The sequence below is a fragment of the Embleya sp. NPDC056575 genome (genome assembly GCF_042793325.1).
Lineage (GTDB): Bacteria > Actinomycetota > Actinomycetes > Streptomycetales > Streptomycetaceae > Embleya.
Genome location: NZ_JBHTVA010000004.1, coordinates 146,312 through 171,673, shown reverse-complemented (window position 1 = coordinate 171,673; position 25,362 = coordinate 146,312). Strand labels below are relative to the sequence as shown.

1 protein-coding gene is annotated in these 25,362 nt (G+C 73.4%); it reads left to right on the top strand.

The genetic code is table 11. The features are described from left to right. Positions 1 to 83 precede the first annotated feature (83 nt). Positions 84 to 25,361 carry an SDR family NAD(P)-dependent oxidoreductase gene (locus ACFRCG_RS04215; RefSeq protein ID WP_380028576.1) on the top strand — a complete coding sequence of 8,426 codons (25,278 nt, stop codon included), beginning with the start codon at positions 84 to 86 and terminating at the stop codon, positions 25,359 to 25,361. Position 25,362 lies beyond the last annotated feature (1 nt).

Below are 25,362 nucleotides of genomic sequence, written 5' to 3'. Positions count from 1 at the left end.
CTTGCGGCCGATCGACCCGGTACTCCAATGTGTTGATCTGTGTTCGTCCGTGTACTCAACGTATGCAGGTCATGGAGCGCGGAATGAATGAGTTCAACGCCGATGTCCATCGCACACACCCCGCGCCGGAAGACGCGGTGGCCATCGTCGGGTTGGCCTGCCGACTCCCCGGCGCCGACGGCCCCGACGAGTTCTGGGACCTGCTGAGCAGCGGACGCGACACGATCACCGAAGTGCCCCACCATCGCCGGGACGCCAGAGCGGCGAACGACGCGAACCGAACGGCCGGCGGATCCCCTCACCCAGCCGCGAACCGACCGCGAAGAGGCGGATTCCTGGACGCGGTGGACCGGTTCGACGCCGCCTTCTTCGGCATCACCCCGGGCGAGGCCGCGCTGATCGACCCGCAACAGCGCCTGATGCTCGAACTGTGCTGGGAGGCCCTGGAACACGCGGGCATCCCGCCGACCCGGATCCGGGGCAGCGCCACCGGGGTGTTCGCCGGCGCGATCTGGGACGACTACGCCACCCTGCTGCGCCGCGCCGGCGTCGAGCCCGGCCCCCGACACGCCACCGGCCTGCACCGCAGCATGATCGCCAACCGGGTCTCGTACACCCTCGGCCTGCGCGGCCCCAGCATGACGGTGGACGCGGCCCAGTCCTCGTCCCTGGTCGCGGTACACCTGGCCGGCGAGAGCCTGCGCCGGGGCGAGTCGACACTGGCCCTGGTCGGCGGGGTCAACCTGGACCTGGTTCCCGACCACGACGGCGACGCGGCCAAGTTCGGCGGGCTCTCCCCGCGGGGCCGCTGCTTCACCTTCGACGCCCGGGCCGACGGCTACGTGCGCGGCGAGGGCGGTGCGGTGGTGGTGCTCAAGCCGCTGTCCCGGGCGCTGGCCGACGGTGACGTCGTGCACGGGGTGATCCGGGGCAGCGCGACGAACAACGACGGGGGCGGCGACGCGCTGACCGCGCCCGACCCCCGGGCCCAGGCGGAGGTGATCCGGCTGGCCCGGCGGCGGGCCGGGGTCACCGCGTCCGCCGTGCAATACGTCGAACTGCACGGCACGGGCACCCCCGTCGGCGACCCGATCGAGGCCGCCGCACTCGGTGCGGCGCTCGGCGCGGAGCGGGCGAACCGGCCACCGCTGGCCGTCGGTTCGGTGAAGACCAACGTCGGGCACCTGGAGGGCGCGGCCGGCATCGTCGGCCTGGTCAAGACGGTGTTGGCGATCCGACACCGGCGGCTCCCGGCAAGCCTGAACTTCGCCGAGCCCCATCCGCGAATCCCGTTGGGCGAACTGGGCCTGCGGGTGCAGACGGCCGAGGGTGACTGGCCCTGCCCGGACGAAACCCTGATCGCCGGGGTGAGTTCGTTCGGGATGGGTGGGACCAACTGCCATGTGGTGCTCGCGGAGGCGGAGCCCGCGGGCCGGGCGGGGCCGCCGGTCGCGTCGGCGCCCTCGGGCGGGGCGGATCCGGTCGCGGAGTCCGCCACCGGCCCGGTGCCTTCGGACGCGGTCGCCGTGCCGATCTCCGGCGTCGACGCGGACGGGCTTCGGGCCCAGGCCGGGCGGTGGCACGGCCATGTACGCGAACATCCCGACGTGGCCCCGGCCGACCTCGGCTACTCGGCGGCCACCACCCGGACCGCGTTCGCCGCCCGCGCCGTCGTACTCGCTCGCGACCACGCCGAACTCCTCGCCGGGCTCGACGCGTTACGCGGAGCCGGCGCGGATCCACACCTGGTCCGACCCGAGGCTCGACCCGGCCGCACCGCCTTCCTGTTCACCGGACAGGGCAGCCAACGCCCGGCCATGGCCCGCGAGTCGTACAACCGCCACGCCGTCTTCGCGGCGGCCTTCGACGACGCCTGCGCCCACCTGGACCCGCACCTGCCGCGCCCGCTGCGCGAGGTGTTGTTCGCGTCACCCGACAGCCCGGACGCGGCGCTCGTGCACCGCACCGAGTACACCCAACCCGCGCTGTTCGCCGTCGAGGTCGCGCTGTACCGGCTGTTCGAGCACTGGGGGGTGACCCCGGACCTGCTGCTCGGCCACTCGATCGGCGAGCTGTGCGCCGCGCATGTGGCCGGCGTCTGGTCCCTGCCCGACGCGTGTGCGCTGGTCGCGGCCCGGGGCCGGCTGATGCAGGAACTGCCGGACGGCGGGGCGATGGTGTCGCTGCGGGTCGCCGAGGACGACGTGCTCGCCTCGCTCGAACCGGTCCGCGACCGGGTCTCGATCGCGGCCGTCAACGGGCCGCTGGCCACGGTGATCTCGGGCGACCGGGACGCGGTCCTGGACGTCGCGGCCGGCTGGCGGGCACAGGGCCACAAGACCACCCGACTGCGGGTCGCACACGCCTTCCACTCACCGCGCATGGACGCGATGACGGACGCCTTCGCCGAGGTGGCCGCCGGGCTGACCGCTCGGGCACCCACCCTGCCCGTCGTGTCGAACCTGACCGGCCTGCCGCTCACCGCCGAGCAGGCCGGCTCCCCGGACTACTGGGTCCGCCACGTGCGGCACACCGTGCGCTTCCACGACGGGGTGCGCCGGCTGCGGGCGGAGGGCGCGACGGTACTGCTCGAACTGGGCCCGGACGGCAGCCTGTCGGCGGCGGCCCGGACCTGCCTGGTCGACGGCGAGCGGGACACCGTGGCCACGATCCCGACGCTGCGCCGCGACCGCTCCGAGGCGGACGCGCTGACCACGGCGGTGGCCCGCCTGTACGCCAACGGCGTGGACCCGGACTGGGAGCGGGTGTTCGCGGGGCGCGGGGCGCGCCGGGTCGCGTTGCCCACGTACGCCTTCCGGCGCGCACGCCACTGGCCGGGTGCCTCGGCGGAAGCCGCCGACACGGTCGCGCCGGACGAATCGCCCGCAGTGGTCCCGACGTTGGCCGAGCGGTTGGCCGCCCTGTCCGCGGCCGAGCAACATCGGATCCTGCTCGACCTGATCCGGGCACACGCGACCGCCGTCCTGGGCCCCGGCGCGACCACGACCGTCGAACCCGATCGCACCTATCGCGAATCGGGCCTGGACTCGCTCGGCACCGTCGAACTGATCACCCGGCTGGCCCGGGACACCGGCCTCGACCTGCCCCCGACCACGGTCTTCGACCACCCCACACCCACCGCGCTCGCCCACCACCTGCGTACCCGGACGCTCGACCTGCCCGCGCCGACCGGCCCCCGACCGACGTCCGGGCCGGCCCGCGCCGACGAACCGATCGCCATCGTGGCGATGGGCTGCCGGTTACCCGGCGCGGTCCGCACCCCCGAGGACCTGTGGCGGCTGGTCGCGGACGGCACAGACGCGATCACCGCCTTCCCCACCGACCGCGGCTGGGACCTGGATCGGCTCCACCACGACGACCCGGACCGGCCCGGCACCAGCTATGTGCGATCCGGCGGATTCCTGGACGGCGCGGGCGACTTCGACGCGGAGTTCTTCGGGATCGGCCCGCGCGAGGCGCTGGCCATGGACCCGCAGCAACGGCTGCTCCTGGAGACCTCCTGGGAGGCGATCGAACGCGCCGGACTCGACCCGAGCACGCTGCGCGGCGAGCGGGTGGGGGTGTTCGTCGGCGCCACCGCGCAGGAGTACGGCCCGCGCATGCACGAATCCACCGACGCCCTCGCCGGTTTCCTGCTGACCGGCACCACGCCCAGCGTCGCGTCCGGGCGGATCGCGTACACGCTCGGCCTGTCGGGCCCGGCGCTCACCGTCGACACCGCCTGCTCGTCCTCGCTGGTCGCGGTGCACCTGGCCGCCCGTTCGCTGGCGAGCGGGGAATGTGCGCTGGCCCTGGCGGGCGGCGCCACCGTGATGGCCGGCCCCGGCATGTTCGTCGAGTTCGCCCGGCAGCGCGGCCTGGCCCCCGACGGTCGTTGCAAGCCGTTCTCGGCGGACGCCGACGGCACCGCCTGGGCCGAGGGCGTCGGCGTGCTCCTGCTGGAACGCCTGTCCGACGCACGCCGCAACGGCCATCCCGTACTCGCCGTGCTGCGCGGCTCCGCGATCAACCAGGACGGGGCCAGCAACGGGCTCAGCGCGCCCAACGGGACCGCCCAGCAACGCGTCATCCGGGACGCGCTGGCCGCCGCCGGACTCGGTCCGCACGACGTCGACCTGGTCGAGGCACACGGCACCGGGACACCGCTGGGCGACCCGATCGAGGCACAGGCGCTGCTGGCCACGTACGGGCGCGATCGGGCCGCCGATCGGCCGCTGCTGCTCGGCTCGGTGAAGTCCAACATCGGCCACACCCAGGCCGCGGCGGGTGTGGCCGGGCTGATCAAGACCGTGCTGGCCCTGCGACACGGCGCGGTACCGGGGACGCTGCACCTGCGCGAACCATCGCCCCATGTGCGATGGGCGGACGGGGCGATCACGCTGCCGACGACGACCACGGACTGGCCCGCGCACGACCGACCGCGCCGCGCGGCGGTGTCGTCGTTCGGGATCAGCGGGACGAACGCGCACGTGATCGTGGAGGAGGCGGGCGGGGGTGCGGAGGCACCGGGGCCCGCCCCTGCCGGCGGTCCTGCGTCCGACGGTGTCGCCGACCCCGTGCCGCTGGTGGTTTCCGCGCGGAGCGAGGCCGCGTTGCGGGGGCAGGCCGAGCAGCTTGCGGGACTGCTGCGGGGGGCGGACGCCCCGGCCCTGGCCGATGTCGGATATTCGCTGCTGCGCGGCCGGACCGGGTTCGAGTACACCGCCGTGGTGCCGGCGCGCACCCACGCCGAGGCGCTGCACGGGTTGACCGCGCTCGCCGCCGATCGCCCCGCCGACCGGCTGATCCGGGGCGGCGCCGCGGCGGCCCGGGGCGGGACCGTGTTCGTCTTCCCCGGGCAGGGCACCCAGTGGTCCGGGATGGCGCTGGAACTCCTGGACACCAGCGAGCCGTTCGCCGCCTCCATGCGGGCCTGCGCCGACGCGCTCGACCCGTACGCCGTCGACTGGTCGCTGCTCGACGTGCTCCGCGAACCCGGGACGCCCGGGTTGACGCGCGTCGACGTCGTGCAACCGGCGCTGTTCGCGGTGATGGTCTCGCTGGCCGCGCTGTGGCACTCGATCGGGATCGAACCGCAGGCCGTGGTCGGCCACTCGCAGGGCGAGATCGCCGCCGCGTACGTCGCGGGCGCACTGTCCCTGGCCGACGCCGCCAAGGTGGTCGCCCTGCGCAGCCGGGCGCTGGTCGCGGCGGCGGGCAGCGGCGGGATGGCCTCGGTGTCGCTGCCCGCCGAACGTGTCGCCGCGCTGCTCGAACCCTGGGCCGGCAGGCTCGGGGTGGCCGCCGTCAACGGGCCGAGCGCCACCGTGGTCAGCGGCGACACCGAGGCACTGGACACGTTCCTGGACCGATGCGCGGCGGACGACCTGCGGGCCCGGCGCATTCCCGTCGACTACGCGTCGCACTCCGCGCACATGGAGCGGATCCGCGATCGGCTCCTGACCGACCTGGCCGACGTGACGCCGCGAGCCGCGTCGACAGCCTTCTACTCCACCCTGACCGGCGGTCGCATGGCCGACACAAGCGGCCTCGACGCCGACTACTGGTACCGCAACCTGCGCCGAACGGTGCGGTACGAGACGGCCGTTCGGGCGCTGAGCGAGGACGGTCACCGGCTGTTCGTCGAGGTCGGCCCGCACCCCGTGCTCACGCTCGGTACCCAGGAAACGTTGGACGCGTGCGGCAGCGGCGGCACCACGATCGGCACGCTGAGCCGCGACCACGGCGACCGGGCCCGCTTTCTCGTCGCGGTGGCGGAGGCCGTCGCGCACGGCGCCCGGCCCGACGCGGAAGCGCTGTTCGACCCGGCCGGAACCGGGACGCGGGCGGTTGCCCTGCCCACCTACGCGTTCCGGCACCGCCGCTACTGGCTGAACCCGCGTGAGGCGGCTCCCGAGGGTACGGCCGCCCTCGGTCTGACGCCGATCGCCCATCCGCTGCTGGGCGCACTCGGTGTCGAGCCGGATGGCACGGTGATCGCGACCGGTCGGATTTCGCTGCGGGAGCTGCCGTGGCTGGCGGACCACGCGGTCGCGGACACCGTGGTGTTGCCGGGGACCGCGTTCCTCGAACTGGCCCTGTGGGTTGGGGAGTACGTGGGGATTCCGCAGGTCGGGGAACTGACCCTGGAGAGCCCGCTGCTCCTGCCCGAGAGCGGCGACGTGCACCTGCGGGTTGCCGCGGCCCCGGTGGACGAGGAGGGGCGACGGGCGGTCACCATCCACTCCCGGCGTGCGGGTGGTGGCGGTGCCGACGCGGAGCGGGAGACGTGGGTTCGGCATGCGGGTGGGCTGCTCGTTGATTCGGTGCGGGAGGTCGGCGGCGGCGGGCTCACCGAGTGGCCGCCGCCCGGTGCCGATGTGCTCGACGTCGCCGATGCCTACCCCGCGTTGGCCGGGCTCGGTTACGGCTACGGGCCGGCCTTTCGGGGACTGCGTGCGGCTTGGCGCGGGGCCGGCGGCGAACTGTTCGCCGAGGTGCGGCTGCCGGATGAACTGCGGGAAGCGGAGCCGGGGGTCGCGGGGACGGAATTCGGGATCCACCCGGCGCTCCTGGACGCGGCACTGCATCCGTTGCTTTCGTTGCCTTCGTTGTCGCCTTCGTTGTTTTCGACGCAGGACGGGCCGGCGGGTACGCCGCCGCGTATTCCGTTCTCGCTGGCGGACGTGCGGCTGTACGCCACCGGGGCCGACATGCTGCGGGTACGGCTGCGTCGGGCGGATGACGGGGCCACGGCGCTCACGGTTGCCGACGGCGTCGGTGCGCCGGTGCTGTCCATCGGTGCGCTCACCCTGCGCGAACTGCCCGCGGACGGGCGGATCGCGGCGGAACCCCGGCCGGACGAGGCGATGTTCGACCTGCGCTGGATCACCGGGCCGACCCCGGCGGAGCCGACGGGTCTCCGGCACGCGTTCATCGGGGACGACCTCGGCTTGGGCGGCGGCGAGGTGTATCCGAGCCTCGCGGATCTCGATGCGCGACTGCTCACGACGGGGGAACCCACGCCCGACGTGGTGTTCGCCGCCGTGCCGGTGGGGGCGGACGACGACGTCCCGGGCGCCGCGCACGACAGCGCGCGCTGGGCGTTGGACCTGGTCGGGCGTTGGCTTGCCGGCGAGCGGTCGAGTGCGGCGCGGCTGGTCGTGGTCACCCGTGGTGCGGTCGCCGCCCGGGCCGGTGACGCGCTGTCCGGGCTGCCCGCAGCCCCCGTATGGGGGATGTTGCGGACCGCGCAGTCCGAACATCCCGATCGTTTCGTGCTGATCGACCTGGACGATGCGGTGCGCTCCGGTTCCGCGCTGCTCGGCGCGGCCGTTGCGGGTGAACCGCAACTCGCCTTGCGTGACGGGATGGTTCATCTACCCCGCATGGTGGCGGTGGACTCGGCGGATGCGGCGATCGCCCGACGCCGACCCGATCCGAACGGGACCGCGCTGATCACCGGTGGCACCGGCACCCTGGGTGCGCTGATCGCCCGCCGGCTGGTCGCCGAACACGGCATCCGGCACCTGCTCCTGCTCGGACGGGCGGGTCGGGAGGCTGCGGGGGCCGAGGAGTTGATCGCCGAACTCGGCGCGCTCGGCGCCCGGGTGATCGTGGCCGCGTGCGACGTCGCCGACCGGGCCGCGCTGCGCCGGGTGATCGAGGACATCCCCGCCGAGCACCCGCCGACGATCGTCGTACACGCCGCCGGTGTGCTCGACGACGCCACGTTGTTGTCGTTGACCCCGGATCGGCTCGACGCGGTGCTGCGCCCCAAGGTGGACGCGGCCTGGCATCTGCACGAGTTGACCCGAGCGGCGAACCCGGCGGCATTCGTGCTGTTTTCGTCCATCACCGCGATCACGGGCAATGCCGGCCAGGGCGCGTACACGGCGGCCAACACCTTCCTGGACGCTCTCGCCGAACACCGCCGCGCCGCCGGGCTGCCCGCCAACGCGCTGGCCTGGGGACTGTGGGCCGAGGGCAGCGGGATGACCCGCCACCTCGACCACACCGACCGGGCCCGGATGTCCCGGGGCGGAATCGCGACGCTGCCCACCGAGACCGGACTCGCCCTGTTCGACGCCGCGTTGCACCGGGACCGCCCTTATACGATCCCGGCCCGCCTGGACCGCGGCGCACTGCGGGCCCTGGCCGCGAGCGGTGTGCTGCCCGCCGTACTGCGCGGCCTCGTGCGTGTCCCGCCGCCGCGTGCCGCCGCCTCCGGCGACCGGGCGGACGCCTCGTCGTGGCCCCGGCGAATCCGGGAACTCCCGGGGGAACAGCGGGAACGGGCGATCACCGACCTGGTGCGCGGGCAACTCGCCGCCGTCCTCGGTCACGACGCACCCGAACGCCTCGACCTCGACCGCGCCTTTCGCGAACTGGGCGTCGACTCGCTGACCGCACTCGAACTGCGCAACCGAATCAATGCGTTCACCGGCCTGCGGCTGCCCGCGACCGTGGTCTTCGACCACCCCAGTGGTACGGCCCTGGTCGCTCGGATGACGCGAGAGCTGATCGGTGCGGCGCCGAGCGAGCGGACCACGCCCGCCGCCGCACCGACCGTGACGGTCGACGAGCCGATCGCCGTCGTCGGCATCGGCTGCCGCTATCCGGGCGGTGTGGCCGGTCCCGAGGACCTGTGGCGACTGGTCGCGGCCGGCACGGACGCGGTCGGCGACTTCCCCGGGGATCGTGGCTGGGACCTGGCGAACCTGTACGACCCCGACCCGGACAAGGTCGGCAAGGTCTACACCCGACAGGGCGGATTCCTCTACGAGTCGGGGGACTTCGACGCCGAGTTCTTCGGCATCTCGCCGCGCGAGGCGGCGGCGATGGATCCGCAGCAGCGGCTGCTCCTGGAGACCGCGTGGGAGGCGTTCGAGCACGCGGGCCTGGATCCCAGGACGCTGCGGGGGAGCAATACGGGTGTGTTCGCCGGGGTGATGTACAACGACTACGCCTCGCGGCTGCACCACGCCCCCGACGGCTTCGAGGGCATGCTGCTGGCCGGCAACGTGGGCAGCGTCGTGACCGGCAGGGTGTCCTACGCGCTGGGCCTGGAGGGGCCGGCGGTCAGCGTGGACACGGCGTGCTCGTCGTCGCTGGTGGCGCTGCACCTGGCGGCCAACGCGCTGCGGTCGGGGGAGTGCGATCTCGCGCTCGCCGGCGGGGTGACGGTGATGTCCACCCCGAACGTCTTCGTCGAGTTCTCCCGACAGCGCGGCCTGTCGGCGGACGGCCGGTGCCGGTCGTTCGCGGCGGGCGCGGACGGTACGGGGTGGGGCGAGGGTGTCGGGCTGCTGGTGGTGGAACGACTGTCCGACGCGCGGCGCAACGGCCATCCCGTGCTGGCGCTGCTGCGTGGCTCGGCGGTCAACCAGGACGGCGCGTCGAACGGGCTGACCGCGCCGAACGGCCCGTCCCAGGAGCGGGTGATTCGGGCGGCGTTGGCCGGTGCGGGGTTGTCTGCGGCGGATGTGGATGCGGTGGAGGCGCACGGGACCGGGACGACGTTGGGTGATCCGATCGAGGCGCAGGCGTTGTTGGCCACGTACGGGCAGGATCGGCCGGCGGATCGGCCGTTGTGGCTGGGCTCGATCAAGTCGAACATCGGGCACACGCAGGCCGCGGCCGGGGCGGCCGGCCTGATCAAGATGATCATGGCGATGCGGCACGGCGTACTGCCCGAGACGTTGCACGTCGACGCGCCGTCGCCGCACGTGGACTGGGCGACGGGGCACGTCGAGCTGCTGGCCGAGCGTCGACCGTGGCCCGAGGTCGGCCGGGCGCGCCGGGCCGCCGTGTCGTCGTTCGGGATCAGCGGGACGAATGCGCACGTGATCGTCGAACAGGCGCCGGCGGCCGAGCCGGCGGTGTCCCGGGACGAGCCGGTGGGTGTGGCGGGCCTGGTGCCGTGGGTGTTGTCGGCCAGGACCGCCGACGGTCTGCGGGCGCAGGCGGCGCGGTTGCGGGAGTGGTCGGCGCGTCATCCGGAGGCGGATCCGGTCGACGTGGGGTGGTCGTTGGCGCGGGAGCGGTCGGTCTTCGATCGGCGGGCGGTGGTCAGTGGTCGCGACGTAGATGAACTCGCGCTTGGTTTGGGTGAGTTGGCTGCCGGCGGTGGCATCGGTGATGGGCGGCCGATGTTCTCGGGGCCGGGTCCGGTGTTCGTGTTTCCGGGTCAGGGGTCGCAGTGGGTGGGGATGGCGGCCGGGTTGTTGGAGTGTTCGCCGGTGTTTGCGGGTGTGGTGGCGGAGTGTGCGGCGGTGATGGATCCGTTGGTGGCGGATTGGTCGTTGCTGGATGTGTTGCGTGGTGCGGGTGGCGAGGGGTTGGCCGAGCGGGTTGATGTGGTTCAGCCGGTGTTGTTTGCGGTGATGGTGGGGCTTGCGCGGTGGTGGGAGTCGTGTGGGGTTCGGCCGGGTGCGGTGATCGGGCATTCGCAGGGGGAGATCGCGGCTGCGCATGTGGCGGGTTATCTGTCGTTGGCGGATGCGGTGCGGGTGGTTGTGCTGCGGAGTCGGGCCCTGTTGGGTGTTGCGTCTTCCGGTGGCGGGATGGTGTCGGTGGGTGTGTCCGCCGATCGGGCCCGGGAGTTGGTTGTCGGGGTTGACGGGTTGTCGTTGGCGGCGGTGAACGGGCCGTCGAGTGTGGTGCTTTCGGGTGATGTCGAGGCGCTGGCGGTGGTGGTCGCCGGGTGTGAGCGGGATGGTGTGCGGGCTCGGTGGATCCCGGTGGATTACGCGTCGCATTCGGCGCGGATGGAGGCCGTGCGGGACGAGGTGGAGCGGTTGTCGGCGGGTGTGACGCCGCGGGCGGGCCGTGTGCCGATGTACTCGACCGTGACCGGTGCGCCGATCGCGGATCCCGCCGAGTTGGGCGGGTCGTACTGGTTCGAGAATCTGCGTCGCACGGTCGAGTTGGAGCGGGCGGTCGGTGCGGCGGTCGCGGATGGGCATGGTGCGTTTGTGGAGTGCAGTCCGCATCCGGGGCTGGTGGTGCCGATGGGGGACACCCTGGAGGCGGCCGGGGTGGACGGCGTCGTTCTGGAGACGCTGCGGCGGGGTGAGGGCGGTCCCGATCGGCTGGTCGCCGCGCTCTCGGCGGCGTTCGTGGCGGGTGTCGCGGTGGACTGGGCCGGGATGTTGCCGGGGCGCCACGTCGAACTGCCGAGCTACGCGTTCCAGCGGCGGCGCTACTGGTTGACGGGTGGCGAACACGCGGGCGATCCGATCGGGTTGGGGCTGGTCGCGGCCGATCATCCGCTGCTGGGGGCCGCGGTCGGTTCGGTTCGGGACGGGGAACTCCTGTACACCGGGCGGTTGTCCGCCGCGACGCACGGATGGCTCGCGGACCACGCGGTGTTCGGCTCGGTGGTGGTGCCGGGGACGGCGTTCGTCGAGCTGGCGTCGTGGGTCGGTGTCGAGGCCGGTTGCCCGGTCGTGGACGAACTCACGCTGCATGCGCCGCTGGTGCTGCCGGACGGGGTCGGCATCCGGCTTCGAGTGGCGGTGGGCACGGCGGATTCGGCCGGGCGTCGGGCGGTGGAGTTCCATTCGCGACCCGAGGATGCCGCCGCCGAGCAGTCGTGGACTCGGCATGTGACCGGCACGCTGGGCGCCGCGAGCGTGCTCGGATCCGCGTCGGCCGGAGCGGAGGCGTGGGCGGTCTGGCCGCCGGCGGACGCCGAGGTGGTCGACCCGGAGACCGTGTACGAGCGGTTTGCGGAGCACGGATACGAATACGGGCCGATCTTCCGGGGGTTGCGGGCCGCGTGGCGGCGGGGTGACGACTTCTTCGCGGAGGTCGCCCTGCCGGAGGCGGCCGGTCGGGACGCGCACGGCTACGACCTGCATCCGGCGGTGCTGGACGCCGCGCTGCATGTGGCCGCGGCCGCGGCGGTGGCGGAGTCGGGGACGACGCTGTTGCCGTTCGCCTGGACCGGGGTCACGCTGCATGGGCCGGGGGCGTCGGTGCTCCGGGTGGTGTTGCGGCGCACCGGGCGGGAGACGCTGGCGGTCGAGGTGGCCGACGAGCGGGGTGTTCCGGTGGCGTCGGTCGCGTCGCTGACGCTGCGGCCGGTGGCTGCCGAGCAGTTGGTGGCGGCCGAGGACGTGAGCCGCGAGTGGCTGTACCGGATGGTCTGGGAGATCGCGGACGCGCCGGTGGCGGAGCGCGCCGACGGCGAACTCCCCGCTTCGATCGCGGAGTCCGACCCACAGGCGGAGCTTGTGGCGGGCGGGATTCGAGTGGTGACCCTCGCGGGCGCCGAACAGGCCTCCGAGGTGGGGCTGTTCGATTGCCCGCCCGTGGTCGGCGAAGCAGCCGAGGCGGTGGCCGGTGCGGTGCATGCGGTGCTGGCCGCGGTTCGGGCGTGGGTGGCGGACGAGCGGTTCGCCGAGGCGCGGCTGGTGGTCCGTACCCGTGGCGCGGTTGCCACGGACGCGCGGGAACGGGTGGGTTCTCCGGCGCATGCGGCGATCTGGGGTCTCGTGCGGGTCGCGCAGAACGAGCATCCGGGGCGCTTCGTCCTGGTCGATCGGGATGATGCCGATTCGGGTTCGGCACTGGGTGCGGCGGTGGCGTGCGGGCTGCCGCAGGTGGCGATTCGCGAAAATGTGGTGCTGGCGCCGCGCCTGGTGCGGGCGGTGGACGACACGGCGCTGGTACCGCCGGCGCCGGGGTCGGATCAGGCGTGGCGGATCGAGTCCGGGACGGCAGGGACGCCGGACGATCTGGTGGTGGCGGCGCATCCGGCCGCCTCGGCGCCGTTGGCGGCCGGGCAGGTGCGGGTGGCGGTGCGGGCGGCCGGGGTGAACTTCCGCGATGTGCTGATCACGCTCGGCATGTACCCGGGGCGGGCGGTGGTCGGCGCCGAGGCGGCCGGGGTGGTCGTGGAGGTCGGTCCGGGCGTGTCGGATCCGGCCGTCGGCGACCGGGTGATGGGCTTGTTCGAGGGGGCGTTCGGGCCGCTTGCGGTGGCCGATCGGCGGTTGTTGGCCCGGGTACCGGCGGGTTGGTCGTTCGCTCAGGCGGCGTCGGTGCCGGTGGTCTTCCTCACCGCGCTCTACGGGCTGCACGACCTGGCCGGGCTGCGGTCGGGTGAATCGGTGCTGGTGCACGCGGCCACGGGTGGGGTCGGCATGGCCGCCACCCAGCTGGCCCGGCATCGGGGCGCCGAGGTGTACGCGACCGCGAGTGCGCCGAAGTGGGCCACGGTGCGCGGGCTGGGTGTTCCGGACGAGCGGATAGCCTCGTCCCGGGACCTGTCCTTCGAGCAGCGCTTCGCGCGGGCCACGGACGGGCGCGGGATCGACGTGGTGTTGAACTCGCTGGCGGGCGAGTTCACCGACGCGTCGTTGCGACTCCTGGCCGAGGGCGGCCGGTTCGTGGAGATGGGCAAGACGGACATCCGGACCGAGGGGCTGCCGGCCGGGGCGCGCTATCGGGCCTTCGACCTGATCGAGGCCGGTCCGGATCGTATCGCCGAAATGTTCGCCGAACTGGTCGACCTCTTCGAGCGCGGTGTCCTGCAACCGCTGCCGATTCGGGCCTGGGACATCCGCCGGGCCCGCGAGGCGCTGCGCTTCCTGGGCCAGGCCCGGCATGTGGGCAAGGTGGTGCTGACCGTGCCGCAGCCGCTCGCGGCCGACGGTACGGTCCTGATCACCGGCGGCACCGGCACCCTGGGTCGCGGTCTGGCCCGACACCTGGTCACACGGTGGGGTGTGCGCCGGCTGGTGCTGACCGGACGGGCCGGGCCCGCCGCTCCCGGTGCCGCCGAACTGGTGGCGGAATTGGCCGAGTCGGGTGCCGAGACCACGATCGTGGCGTGCGATGCGGCGGATCGTGAGGCGATGGCCGCGGTGTTGGCCGCGATACCGGCCGAACACCCGTTGACCGCCGTGGTACACGCCGCCGGAACACTCGACGACGCGCCGATCGAGGCGCTGACCCCGGAGCGGGTCGACCACGTGTTGCGGCCCAAGGTGCACGCCGCCCTCGTACTGGACGAACTCACCCGGGACGCGGACCTGGCCGCGTTCGTGCTGTTCTCGTCGGTGGCCGGCGTACTCGGCGTGGCCGGCCAGGGCGGCTACGCGGCGGGGAACGCGTTCCTGGACGGCCTCGCCGGTCGGCGCCGCGAGCGGGGGCTGCCCGCGACCGCCCTGGCCTGGGGCCTGTGGGCGGAACGCGGCGGAATGACCGCGCAGTTGGGCGTCGGCGATCTGAAGCGCCTGGCGCGCGGCGGCCTGGTGCCGATTTCGACCGCCCAGGGGCTCGCGCTGTTCGACGCCGCCTGGCAGGCCGACGAGGCGGCGCTGATCCCGGCCCGCCTGGACCTTGCCGCACTGCGCGCACAGGCGGCGACCCAGCCGGTACCTCCGCTGCTGCGCGGCCTGGTGGGCACCCCGACCCGCCGGAACGACGCGCTCCCGGAGGCGCCGTGGGCCCGACGGCTCGCCACGGCCGCGCCCGCCGAGCGAGTGGACGTGGCACTGCGGCTGGTCCGGGCCGAGGCGGCGGTGGTCCTGGGGCACGAGTCGATCGACGGGGTGCGGCCCGAAGCCACCTTCCGCGATCTCGGGTTCGACTCGCTGACGGGTGTGGAACTGCGCAACCGGCTGAGCGGCGCCACCGGATTGCGGCTGCCGTCCACGCTGGTCTTCGACTTCCCGACCCCGCTCGGCCTGGCCGGTTTCCTGGTCGCCGAGTCGGTCGGCGCGGTGGAGACGACGCCGACCGGGCCGGCCGCCGGGGGTGCGGTGGTCGCGGCCGATCCGGTGGTGATCGTCGGGATGGGCTGCCGGTTCCCGGGCGGGGTCGACTCGGCCGCGGGCCTGTGGGACCTGGTGGCCGCGGGCGGCGATGCGATCGGGCCGTTCCCGACCGACCGCGGCTGGGACGTCGACGCGTTGTTCGATCCCGATCCGGAGCGGGTCGGCAAGAGCTACGTCCGCACCGGCGGGTTCCTGGCCGGGGCGGCCGAGTTCGACGCCGAGTTCTTCGGTGTGTCGCCGCGCGAGGCGTTGGCGATGGACCCGCAGCAGCGGCTGCTACTGGAAACCGCGTGGGAGACCTTCGAGCAGGCGGGCATCGATCCCACCTCGCTCCGGGGCAGCCGGACCGGCGTCTTCGCCGGGATGGCCGGCCACGACTACGCGACCGGGGGCGCCCGTACGCAAGCCGGGCTGGAGGGCCACCTGCTGACCGGGAACGCGGCCAGCGTGGCCTCGGGCCGGGTGGCCTACACGTTCGGCCTGGAGGGGCCGGCGGTGACCGTGGACACGGCGTGCTCGTCGTCGCTGGTCGCGCTGCACCTGGCGGCGAACGCGCTGCGGTCGGGGGAGTGCGACCTGGCGCTCGCCGGCGGGGTGACGGCGATGTCCACGCCCGACTTCTTCCTGGAGTTCTCCCGGCAGCGCGGACTGTCCGCGGACGGCCGCTGCAAGGCGTTCGCGGCCACGGCGGACGGGATGGGCGCGGCCGAGGGCGTGGGCCTGCTCCTGGTCGAGCGGCTGTCGGACGCCCGGCGCAACGGGCATCCGGTACTGGCGGTGGTGCGTGGGTCGGCGGTGAACCAGGACGGCGCGTCGAACGGTTTGACCGCGCCGAACGGCCCGTCGCAGCAGCGGGTGATCCGGGCGGCCCTGGCCGACGCCGGGCTGTCCGCGGCCGATGTGGACGCGGTGGAGGCGCACGGGACCGGGACGACGCTCGGTGATCCGATCGAGGCACAGGCGTTGCTCGCGACCTACGGGCGGGATCGCGCGCCGGATCGGCCGCTGTGGTTGGGGTCGGTGAAGTCCAACATCGGGCACACCCAGGCGGCTGCGGGTGTGGCCGGGGTGATCAAGATGGTTTCGGCGCTGCGGCAGGGGGTGTTGCCTCGGACCTTGCATGTGGACGAGCCGACGCCGCATGTGGACTGGTCCTCGGGTGGGGTCGAACTGCTCAGGAGCGCGCGGGCGTGGCCGGCGGGTGAGCGGGTGCGCCGGGCGGGTGTGTCGTCGTTCGGGATCAGCGGGACCAACGCGCACGTGATCTTGGAGCAGGCGGAGGAGAACCCGGCGGGATCGGTGCCTGCGGTGACTCCTCCGGCGGCCGGGACATCGGTGTGGGGCGGTCGGGTGCCCTGGGTGTTGTCGGCCCGGTCCGAACCCGCGTTGCGGGCACAGGCCGCGCGGTTGCGGGACTGGCTGGCCGTACATCCCGACGCGGATCCGCTCGATGTGGGGCGGTCGTTGGCGACCGGGCGGGCGGCGCTCGATCACCGGGCGGTGGTGCATGGGCGCGACCTCGCGGAACTGCGTTCGGCGGTCGAGAGGTTGGTCGACAACGGGCCGGGTGACGAGGCGCCGATCGTCGGCTCGGTCCCCGCCGCCGGTCCGGTGTTCGTGTTTCCGGGGCAGGGGTCGCAGTGGGTGGGGATGGCGGCCGGGTTGTTGGAATGTTCGCCGGTGTTTGCGGGTGTGGTTGCGGAGTGTGCGGCGGTGATGGATCCGTTGGTGGCGGATTGGTCGCTGTTGGATGTGTTGCGGGGTGGGTCTGCCGGTGAGTTGGAGCGGGTTGATGTGGTTCAGCCGGTTCTGTTTGCGGTGATGGTGGGGCTTGCGCGGTGGTGGGAGTCGTGTGGGGTGCGGCCGGGTGCGGTGATCGGGCACTCGCAGGGGGAGATCGCGGCTGCGCACATCGCGGGCTATCTGTCGTTGGCGGATGCGGTGCGGGTGGTTGTGCTGCGGAGTCGGGCGTTGCTCGGGGTTGCGTCTTCCGGTGGCGGGATGGTGTCGGTGGGTGTGTCCGCCGATCGGGCCCGGGAGCTGGTTGCCGAGGACGACCGGTTGTCGTTGGCGGCCGTGAACGGGCCGTCGAGTGTGGTGCTTTCGGGTGATGTCGAGGCGCTGGCCGTGGTTGTCGACGGCTGTGAGCGGGATGGTGTGCGGGCTCGATGGATCCCGGTGGATTACGCGTCGCATTCGGCGCGGATGGAGGCCGTGCGGGACGAGGTGGAGCGGCTGTTGGCGGATGTGACGCCGCAGGCGGGCCGCGTGCCGATGTACTCCACGGTGAGCGGGGGGCACGTTACCGACCCGAGTGTGCTCGGTGGTTCGTACTGGTTCGACAATCTGCGGCGCACGGTCGAGTTGGAGCGGGCCGTCGGAGCAGCCGTTGTCGACGGGCATTCGGTCTTCGTCGAGTGCAGTCCGCATCCGGGACTGGTGGTGCCGCTGGGGGACACCCTGGAGGCGGCCGGGGTGGACGGCGTCGTTCTGGAGACGCTGCGGCGGGGTGAGGGCGGTCCCGATCGGCTGGTCGGCGCGCTTTCGGCGGCGTTCCGGAGCGGTCTGGCCGTGGACTGGGCCGGGTCCGGGATGGTGCCGGGGCGGCGGGTCGAGCTGCCGACCTATGCCTTCCAGCGGCGGCGGTACTGGGTGGAGCCCGCCGAGCGGGCCGGCGGGGTCGGGTGGGGGCAGTTCACGGTCGAACATCCGGTGCTGGGCGCCGGGGTCGATCTGGCCGACGGGGCCGGGACGGTCTTCACCGGGCGGCTGTCCGCGGCCTCGCACGGGTGGCTCGCGGAGCATGTGGTGCTCGGGACGGTGATCGCGCCCGGCACGGTGTTCGTCGACCTGGCGCTGCGTGCGGGCGCGACGGTCGGCCGGGCGACGGTCGAGGAACTGACCCTGCACGCGCCGCTGATCCTGCCCGACGCGGGCGGTGTACGGATTCAGGTCCGGGTCGGCGCACCCGACGCCGCCGGGGTCGGATCGGTGGAGATCCACTCCCGACCGGAGGACGCGGCCGGCGGCGAGCCGTGGACCCGGCACGCCTCCGGCACCCTGACCGCGACTGACCTCGACCCGGCGGACGTGGCCGCGGAGTCGGCGATCTGGCCGCCCGCGGGTAGTTCGCCGGTCGATCTGGACGGAGCCTACGAGCGACTGGCCTCGGCCGGATTCGAGTACGGTCCCGCCTTCCAGGGGCTGCGCGCCCTGTGGCGGCGCGGCGCCGAGTCGTTCGCCGAGATCGAACTCGCCGACGACGCACGGCAGGAGGCCGAACGCTACGAGGTGCATCCCGCGCTGTTGGATGCGGCCGTGCACGCGCTGGGGGTGGAGCCGGCGGCGGAGGTTGCGCCGGGTGAGGCGCGGATTGCCTTCTCCTGGCGCGGAGTTCGGCTGGTTGCGGCCGGAGCGGGACGGTTGCGGGTGCGGCTGGCACCGGCGGGGGCGGATGCGGTGGCGTTGTGGCTGAGCGATATGGACGGTGAGCCGGTCGGGTCGGTTCGGGCCCTGACCGTGCGGCCGGTCGCGGCCGAGCGGCTGCGCCCGGCGGGGGCGCCGCCGCGCGACTCGATGTTCCGGGTGGAGTGGCGGTCGGTGTCGGGCGACGAGCCGGGCGCGGCGGTTCGCTGGGCGGTGGTGGGCGCGGCGGACTCCGGGCCGCTTGCCCGGCTGGTGGCGGCGTATCCGGATGTGCCGGTGTACCGAAGTGTGGTCGAGGCGGCCGGGGATGTGGCGGCGGGACCGCCCGATGTCGTGGTGGTGGGCGTGGGCAGGCCCGATGATTCGGAAGGGTCGGTCGAGCGCACCCGGCGGGTGCTTGCGGACGTGCTGGGCCGGACGCAGGAATGGCTGGCCGATTCCCGCTTCGCGGCGACGCGCCTGCTCGTGGTGACCTCCGGGGCCGTCGCCGCCGACGTGGATGCCGACCCCGACGAGCGGGTGGCGGACCTGGCCGGTGCGGCGGTATGGGGGTTGTTGCGCTCGGCCCAGTCCGAACACCCCGACCGATGCTCGCTGGTCGACCTCGACGAGGACGCTGCGTCGATTGATGCCTGGCCGGCGGTTCTTGCCTCGGCGGAGCCGCAACTGGCGATCCGCGCGGGCCGATTCCGGGTGCCTCGGCTGGCGAGGGTGACTGCCGGGGACGGCGGGCCGTTCGCCTTCGCGCCCGATGGCACGGTGTTGGTGACCGGTGCCACAGGCGGCCTGGGTGCCCTGGTGGCCCGGCATCTGGTGTCCGCGCACGGCGTGCGCCGACTTCTGCTGCTGTCCCGCCGGGGCGCGGCCGCACCCGGCGCGGCCGAACTGGTCGAGGACCTGACCGCGCAGGGGGCCGAGGTCACCCTCGCCGCCTGCGACCTCACCGATCGTGCCGCGCTGGCCGCCGAGTTGGCGCGCATCCCGGCCCGGCACGCGCTGACCGGGGTGATCCACACCGCCGGTGTGGTGGACGACGCCACCATCACGAACCTGACCGATGCGCACCTGGAACACGCGCTGCGTCCCAAGGCGGACGCCGCGTTCCATCTGCACGAGTTGACCCGGGACGCGAACCCGGCCGCGTTCGTCCTGTTCTCCTCCGGGGCCACCACCTTCGGTGGCCCGGGACAGGGCAACTACGCGGCGGCCAACGCCTTCCTCGACGGCCTGGCCCGGCAGCGCCGCGATCGCGGCCTGCCCGGGATCTCGCTGGCCTGGGGCCTGTGGGCGGGTACGCAGGGGATGGGCGGGCGGCTGAGCGAGGCCGACGTGGCCCGCTGGGCCCGGACCGGCGCGGTGGCGATGCCGGCGGCCGAGGCACTGCGGTTGTTCGACATCGCGCTGGGCCGGCCCGAGGCGGCGCTGGTGCCGGCACACCTGGACCTCCCGGTGATGCGGGCGGATGCCGGTGCTCGACCCGCGCTGTTCCGCGAGTTGCTCGGGACCGCTACACGACGGGCGGCGGCGGGCGCGGGCGGGTCGGCGCTGACCCGACGGCTGGCGGGGATGTCCCCGGCCGAGCGGGAGCAGGCGGTCCTGGACGTGGTGCGGACCGAGGCCGCGAACACGTTGGGACACGAGTCGGCCGGGGCGGTGCCGTCCGGGCGAGCGTTCAAGGAGCTGGGGTTCGACTCGCTGACCGGGGTGGAACTGCGCAACCGGTTGAACACCGCGACCGGGCTGCGCTTGCCGTCCACGCTGGTCTTCGACTACCCGACGCCGGCGGGGCTGGCGGCGTTCCTGGTGGGTGAGTTGGTCGGTCGTTCGATACAGGCCGTGCCGGTGCCGGTGTCGCCGATCGGTGGGCGGCACGGGGACGCCGACGATGCGATCGTGATCGTCGGCATGGGCTGCCGGTTCCCGGGTGGGGTGGCCTCGCCGGAGGACCTGTGGAGCCTGCTGGCTTCGGGCGGGGACGCGATCGGGCCGTTCCCGACGGACCGGGGATGGGACCTGGCCGGGCTGTTCGACCCCGATCCCGAGCGGGCCGGCAAGAGCTACGTGGAATCGGGCGGATTCCTGTATGGGATCGGCGAGTTCGACGCGGAGTTCTTCGGGATCTCGCCGCGTGAGGCGTTGGCGATGGATCCGCAGCAGCGGTTGCTCCTGGAGACGGCGTGGGAGACGTTCGAGCGGGCTGGCATCGATCCGACCTCGCTGCGCGGCAGCCGGACCGGGGTGTTCGCCGGGGTGATCGACAATGACTACGGCGCCCGGGTGAACCAGGTACCGGACGAGGTCGAGGGCTATCTGGGCTACGGCAGTTCGGCGAGTATCGCGTCCGGTCGGGTGTCGTACGTCCTGGGCCTGGAGGGCCCGGCGGTCAGTATCGACACCGCGTGCTCGTCGTCCCTGGTCGCGCTGCACCTGGCGGTGAACGCGGTGCGGTCGGGCGAATGCGAACTGGCCCTGGCCGGAGGCGTCACGGCAATGGCCACCACCGAGTTCTTCGTGGAGTTCTCCCGGCAGCGGGGTCTGTCGCCGGACGGCCGCTGCAAGGCGTTCGCGGCGGCGGCGGACGGGATGGGCGCGGCCGAGGGTGTCGGGTTGGTGCTGGTGGAGCGGTTGTCGGATGCGCGGCGCAATGGGCATCCGGTGTTGGCGGTGGTGCGTGGGTCGGCGGTGAATCAGGACGGGGCGTCGAATGGCCTGACCGCGCCGAATGGGCCTTCGCAACAGCGGGTGATCCGGCAGGCGTTGGGCGGCGCCGGTTTGTCGCCGGTCGATGTGGACGCGGTGGAGGCGCACGGGACCGGGACGACGTTGGGTGATCCGATCGAGGCGCAGGCGTTGTTGGCCGCGTACGGGCAGGGTCGGCCGGGGGATCGGCCGTTGTGGTTGGGGTCGGTGAAGTCGAACATCGGGCACACTCAGGCGGCTGCGGGTGTGGCCGGGGTGATCAAGATGGTGTTGGCGTTGCGGCATGGGGTGTTGCCTCGGACGTTGCATGTGGACGAGCCGACGCCGCATGTGGATTGGTCGGCCGGGCGGGTCGAGGTGTTGGCGGACGACGTGGCGTGGCCGGCGGGCGAGCGGGTGCGCCGGGCGGGTGTGTCGTCGTTCGGGATCAGCGGGACGAACGCACACGTGGTCCTGGAGGAGGCGCCTGCGGACGCCGCCGAGCCTGCGCCCGCCGCGCCGGAGGTCCCGGGAGTCGGCGGGGTGCTGCCCTGGGTGGTGTCGGCGCGCACCGAGGCCGGGCTGCGGGCACAGGCGGCGCGGTTGCGGGATTGGGTGAGCGACCATCCGGACGCCGAACCGGCGGATGTCGCCCGGTCGTTGGTGGTCGGTCGGGCGGTGTTGGACGTGCGGGCGGTGGTGCGCGGGCGCGAGTCCGGCGAGCTTGTCGCTGGGCTGGACGAGTTGGCGCGCGGTGGGGTGGGGGACCCCGGTTCGCTGATGACCGGCTCGGATCCGGTGTTCGTGTTTCCGGGTCAGGGGTCGCAGTGGGTGGGGATGGCGGCCGGGTTGTTGGAGTGTTCGCCGGTGTTTGCGGGTGTGGTGGCGGAGTGTGCGGCGGTGATGGATCCGTTGGTGGCGGATTGGTCGTTGTTGGATGTGTTGCGGGGTGGGTCTGCCGGTGAGTTGGAGCGGGTGGATGTGGTTCAGCCGGCGTTGTTCGCGGTGATGGTGGGGCTTGCGCGGTGGTGGGAGTCGTGTGGGGTTCGGCCGGGTGCGGTGATCGGGCATTCGCAGGGGGAGATCGCGGCTGCGCATGTGGCGGGTTATCTGTCGTTGGCGGATGCGGTGCGGGTGGTTGTGCTGCGGAGTCGGGCGTTGCTCGGGGTTGCGTCTTCCGGTGGCGGGATGGTGTCGGTGGGTGTGTCCGCCGATCGGGCCCGGGAGTTGGTTGCCGAGGACGACCGGTTGTCGTTGGCGGCGGTGAACGGGCCGTCGAGTGTGGTGCTTTCGGGTGATGTCGAGGCGCTGGCGGTGGTGGTCGCCGGGTGTGAGCGGGATGGTGTGCGGGCTCGGTGGATCCCGGTGGATTACGCGTCGCATTCGGTGCGGATGGAGGCCGTGCGGGACGAGGTGGAGCGGTTGTCGGCGGGTGTGACGCCGCGGGCGGGCCGTGTGCCGATGTACTCGACCGTGACCGGTGCGCCGATCGCGGATCCCGCCGAGTTGGGCGGGTCGTACTGGTTCGAGAATCTGCGTCGCACGGTCGAGTTGGAGCGGGCGGTCGGTGCGGCGGTCGCGGATGGGCATGGTGCGTTTGTGGAGTGCAGTCCGCATCCGGGGCTGGTGGTGCCGATGGGGGACACCCTGGAGGCGGCCGGGGTGGACGGCGTCGTTCTGGAGACGCTGCGGCGGGGCGAGGGTGGGCCCGATCGGCTGGTCGCCGCGCTCTCGGCGGCGTTCGTGCGTGGTCTGCCGGTGGATTGGGCCGGATTGATCGTCGGTGCGCGGGTGGACTTGCCGACCTACGCCTTCCAGCGGCGGCGCTATTGGTTGGACGAAGGGGCACGCTCGGGGGATCCGGCCGGGTTGGGACTGGCCGCGGTCGCGCATCCTTTGCTGGGTGCGGCGATACGGCCGGCGCAGGGCGCGGGGTTGTTGTTCACCGGGCGGTTGTCGACGGCGACCCACCCGTGGCTCGCGGATCATGTGGTGCTCGGCTCGACGATCGTGCCGGGCACGGTGTTCGTGGACCTGGTGCTGTGGGCCGGGGCCGAGGCGGAGTGCCCGGTGGTGGACGAACTGACCCTGCACACGCCGCTGGTGCTGCCGGAGCACGGCGGCGTGCATGTACAGGTGACCGTCGACGGGCCGGACGCCGCCGGGGCCCGGGCGGTCGCGGTGTACTCCCGGCCGGAGGACGCGCCCGGCGAGGAACCGTGGACCCGACACGCCGTCGGTGTCCTCGTCGCCGACACCGAGGCGGGTGCCGCTCTCGACGCGGCTGCGGAGGCGTGGCCGCCGGTCGGCGCGAAGCCGATCGAGGTGGCGGACTTCTATGCGCGGCTGATGGGGTCCGGGGTCGACTACGGGCCGGCGTTTCGCGGGATGCGCGCCGCCTGGCGGCGCGGGGACGAGGTGTTCGCCGATGTGGCGCTGCCGGCCGGGGAGGAGCGCGACGCGCACCGCTTCGGGGTGCATCCGGCGCTGCTCGACGCGGGCGTGCAGACCCTGCGGGTGGATCCGGGGCAGCTCGACGAGGACGACATCCGGGTGGCCTTCTCCTGGCACGGGGTGCGGCTCTTCGCGGCCGGTGCGACCCGGCTGCGGGTGTCGTGCGTGCCGTCGGGCGAGGGCGCGGTGTCGCTGCGGATCACGGACGAGACCGGACGGGCGGTCGCCGCGGTCGAGGCGTTGACGGTGCGGGCGATCTCCGCCGAGCAGCTACGGCGGGCCGGCGGCGGGCGGGACGCGCTGTACCGGCTCGCGTGGCGGGCGTCGTCGGTTCCCGTACCCGTGGCGGCGCCGCGTGTGGCGGTGGTCGGCGGGTGGGATCCGCCCGGTCTGGGCGGGTCGGTGGACCGGTATCCGGGAGTTGCCGAACTTGCTTCGAGTGAGCGGCCGTTGCCAGATCTGGTACTGCTCCCGGTCGGCGATCCGGATGCCGATGTGCCGTTCTCCGAGCGGCGTATGCGGGAGGTGACGGCGGAACTGGTCGGACGGCTGGAGGCGTTTCTCGGCGACGAACGGCTCGCGCCGGCCCGGCTGGTCGTGGTGACCCGCTCGGCGGTGGTCGTGGATGGGGACGCGAGCCTCGGGGATCCGACGTCGGCGTCGGTCTGGGGAGTGGTCCGGGCGGCGCAGGCCGGGCATCCGGGGCGGATCGTGCTGGTCGACCTGGACGACGAGCCGGCCTCGGCGGCGGTTCTGGCGGCGGTGGCGTCGGCCGGTGGTGAGCCGCAGTTCGCGGTGCGCGGTGGCCGGGTGTCGGTACCGAGGCTGGAGCGGATTCCGGCCTCCGGCGGGGCACGGTCGGCGGTGGGGACCGGCACGGTGTTGATCGCCGGTGCGGACCGGGCGGTCGGTGCGCGGGTGGCCGAACATCTGGCCGAGGCGTACGGGGTGGGTCGGTTCGTGTTGTTGTCCGTGGATCCTTCGGGCGCGGGGCCGACCGAACCGCTCGCCCGGCTGCGTGAGGCCGGTGTCGAGGTCGTGTCGGCGGCCTGGGACGGGCACGATTCGGGCGGGCTTGCCGCGCTCTTGGCCGAACACCGGCCGGTGGGCGTGGTGGACGCGTCGGGCGAGTCGGATGCGGCCTGGGCCCTGCACGAGCTGACCGCCGACGTGGACCTGGCGTTCTTCGTGCTGTTCTCGTCGGCGGCGAGCCTGCTCGGTTCGTCGACGTACGCGGCCACGGCCGGGGTGGACGCCCTTCACGATGCGCTGGCCGCACATCGGCGGGCGCGTGGGCTGCCCGGGGTGTCGCTCGCGTGCGGGACGGATCCGCTGCCGGGGCTGCCCGACCTGTTCGACGAGGCGATGCGCCGGGAGGACGCCGTGTTGGTTTCGGCGTCGACGGATCTCACCGGGCCCGCGTCGACGTCACCGTTGTCGCCCTCCCGGAACGGCAGTCGCACGATCCCCGCCGAGACCTCGACCGAGGCGGACGGCGAGGCCCTGGTCCGGCGCCTGGCGGCGCTGCCCGAGGAGGAGCGCGAGCGCGAACTGGTCGGCCTGGTACGGGCCCAGGCCGCGGCGGTGCTCGGGCATGCCGGCATCGGCGAGATCGGACCGGAACGGGCCTTCAAGGAGGTCGGGTTCGACTCGCTCACCGCGGTGGAACTGCGCAACCGGCTGATCCGGGGCACCGGGGTCGGGCTGCGCTCCACCCTCGTCTTCGACTTCCCCACGCCGCGAATCCTGGCCCGCCACCTGAGCGGCCGGCTGGTCGAGGCAGCGTCCCCGATCGGTGCGCTGCTGGCCGATCTGGACCGGTTCGAGGGCGAGTTGCACGCGGTGCTCGGCGAGGCGGACGCCCGCGACCGGTTGGCCGAGCGGCTGCGTCGGCTGTTGGCCGACTGCACCGCGCCGGACGAGAGCGCCCCCACCACCGCCGACGACGTCTCGGACGTGCAGTCGGCCACCGACGACGAGTTGTTCTCGCTCGTCGACCAGGGCTTCGAATGAC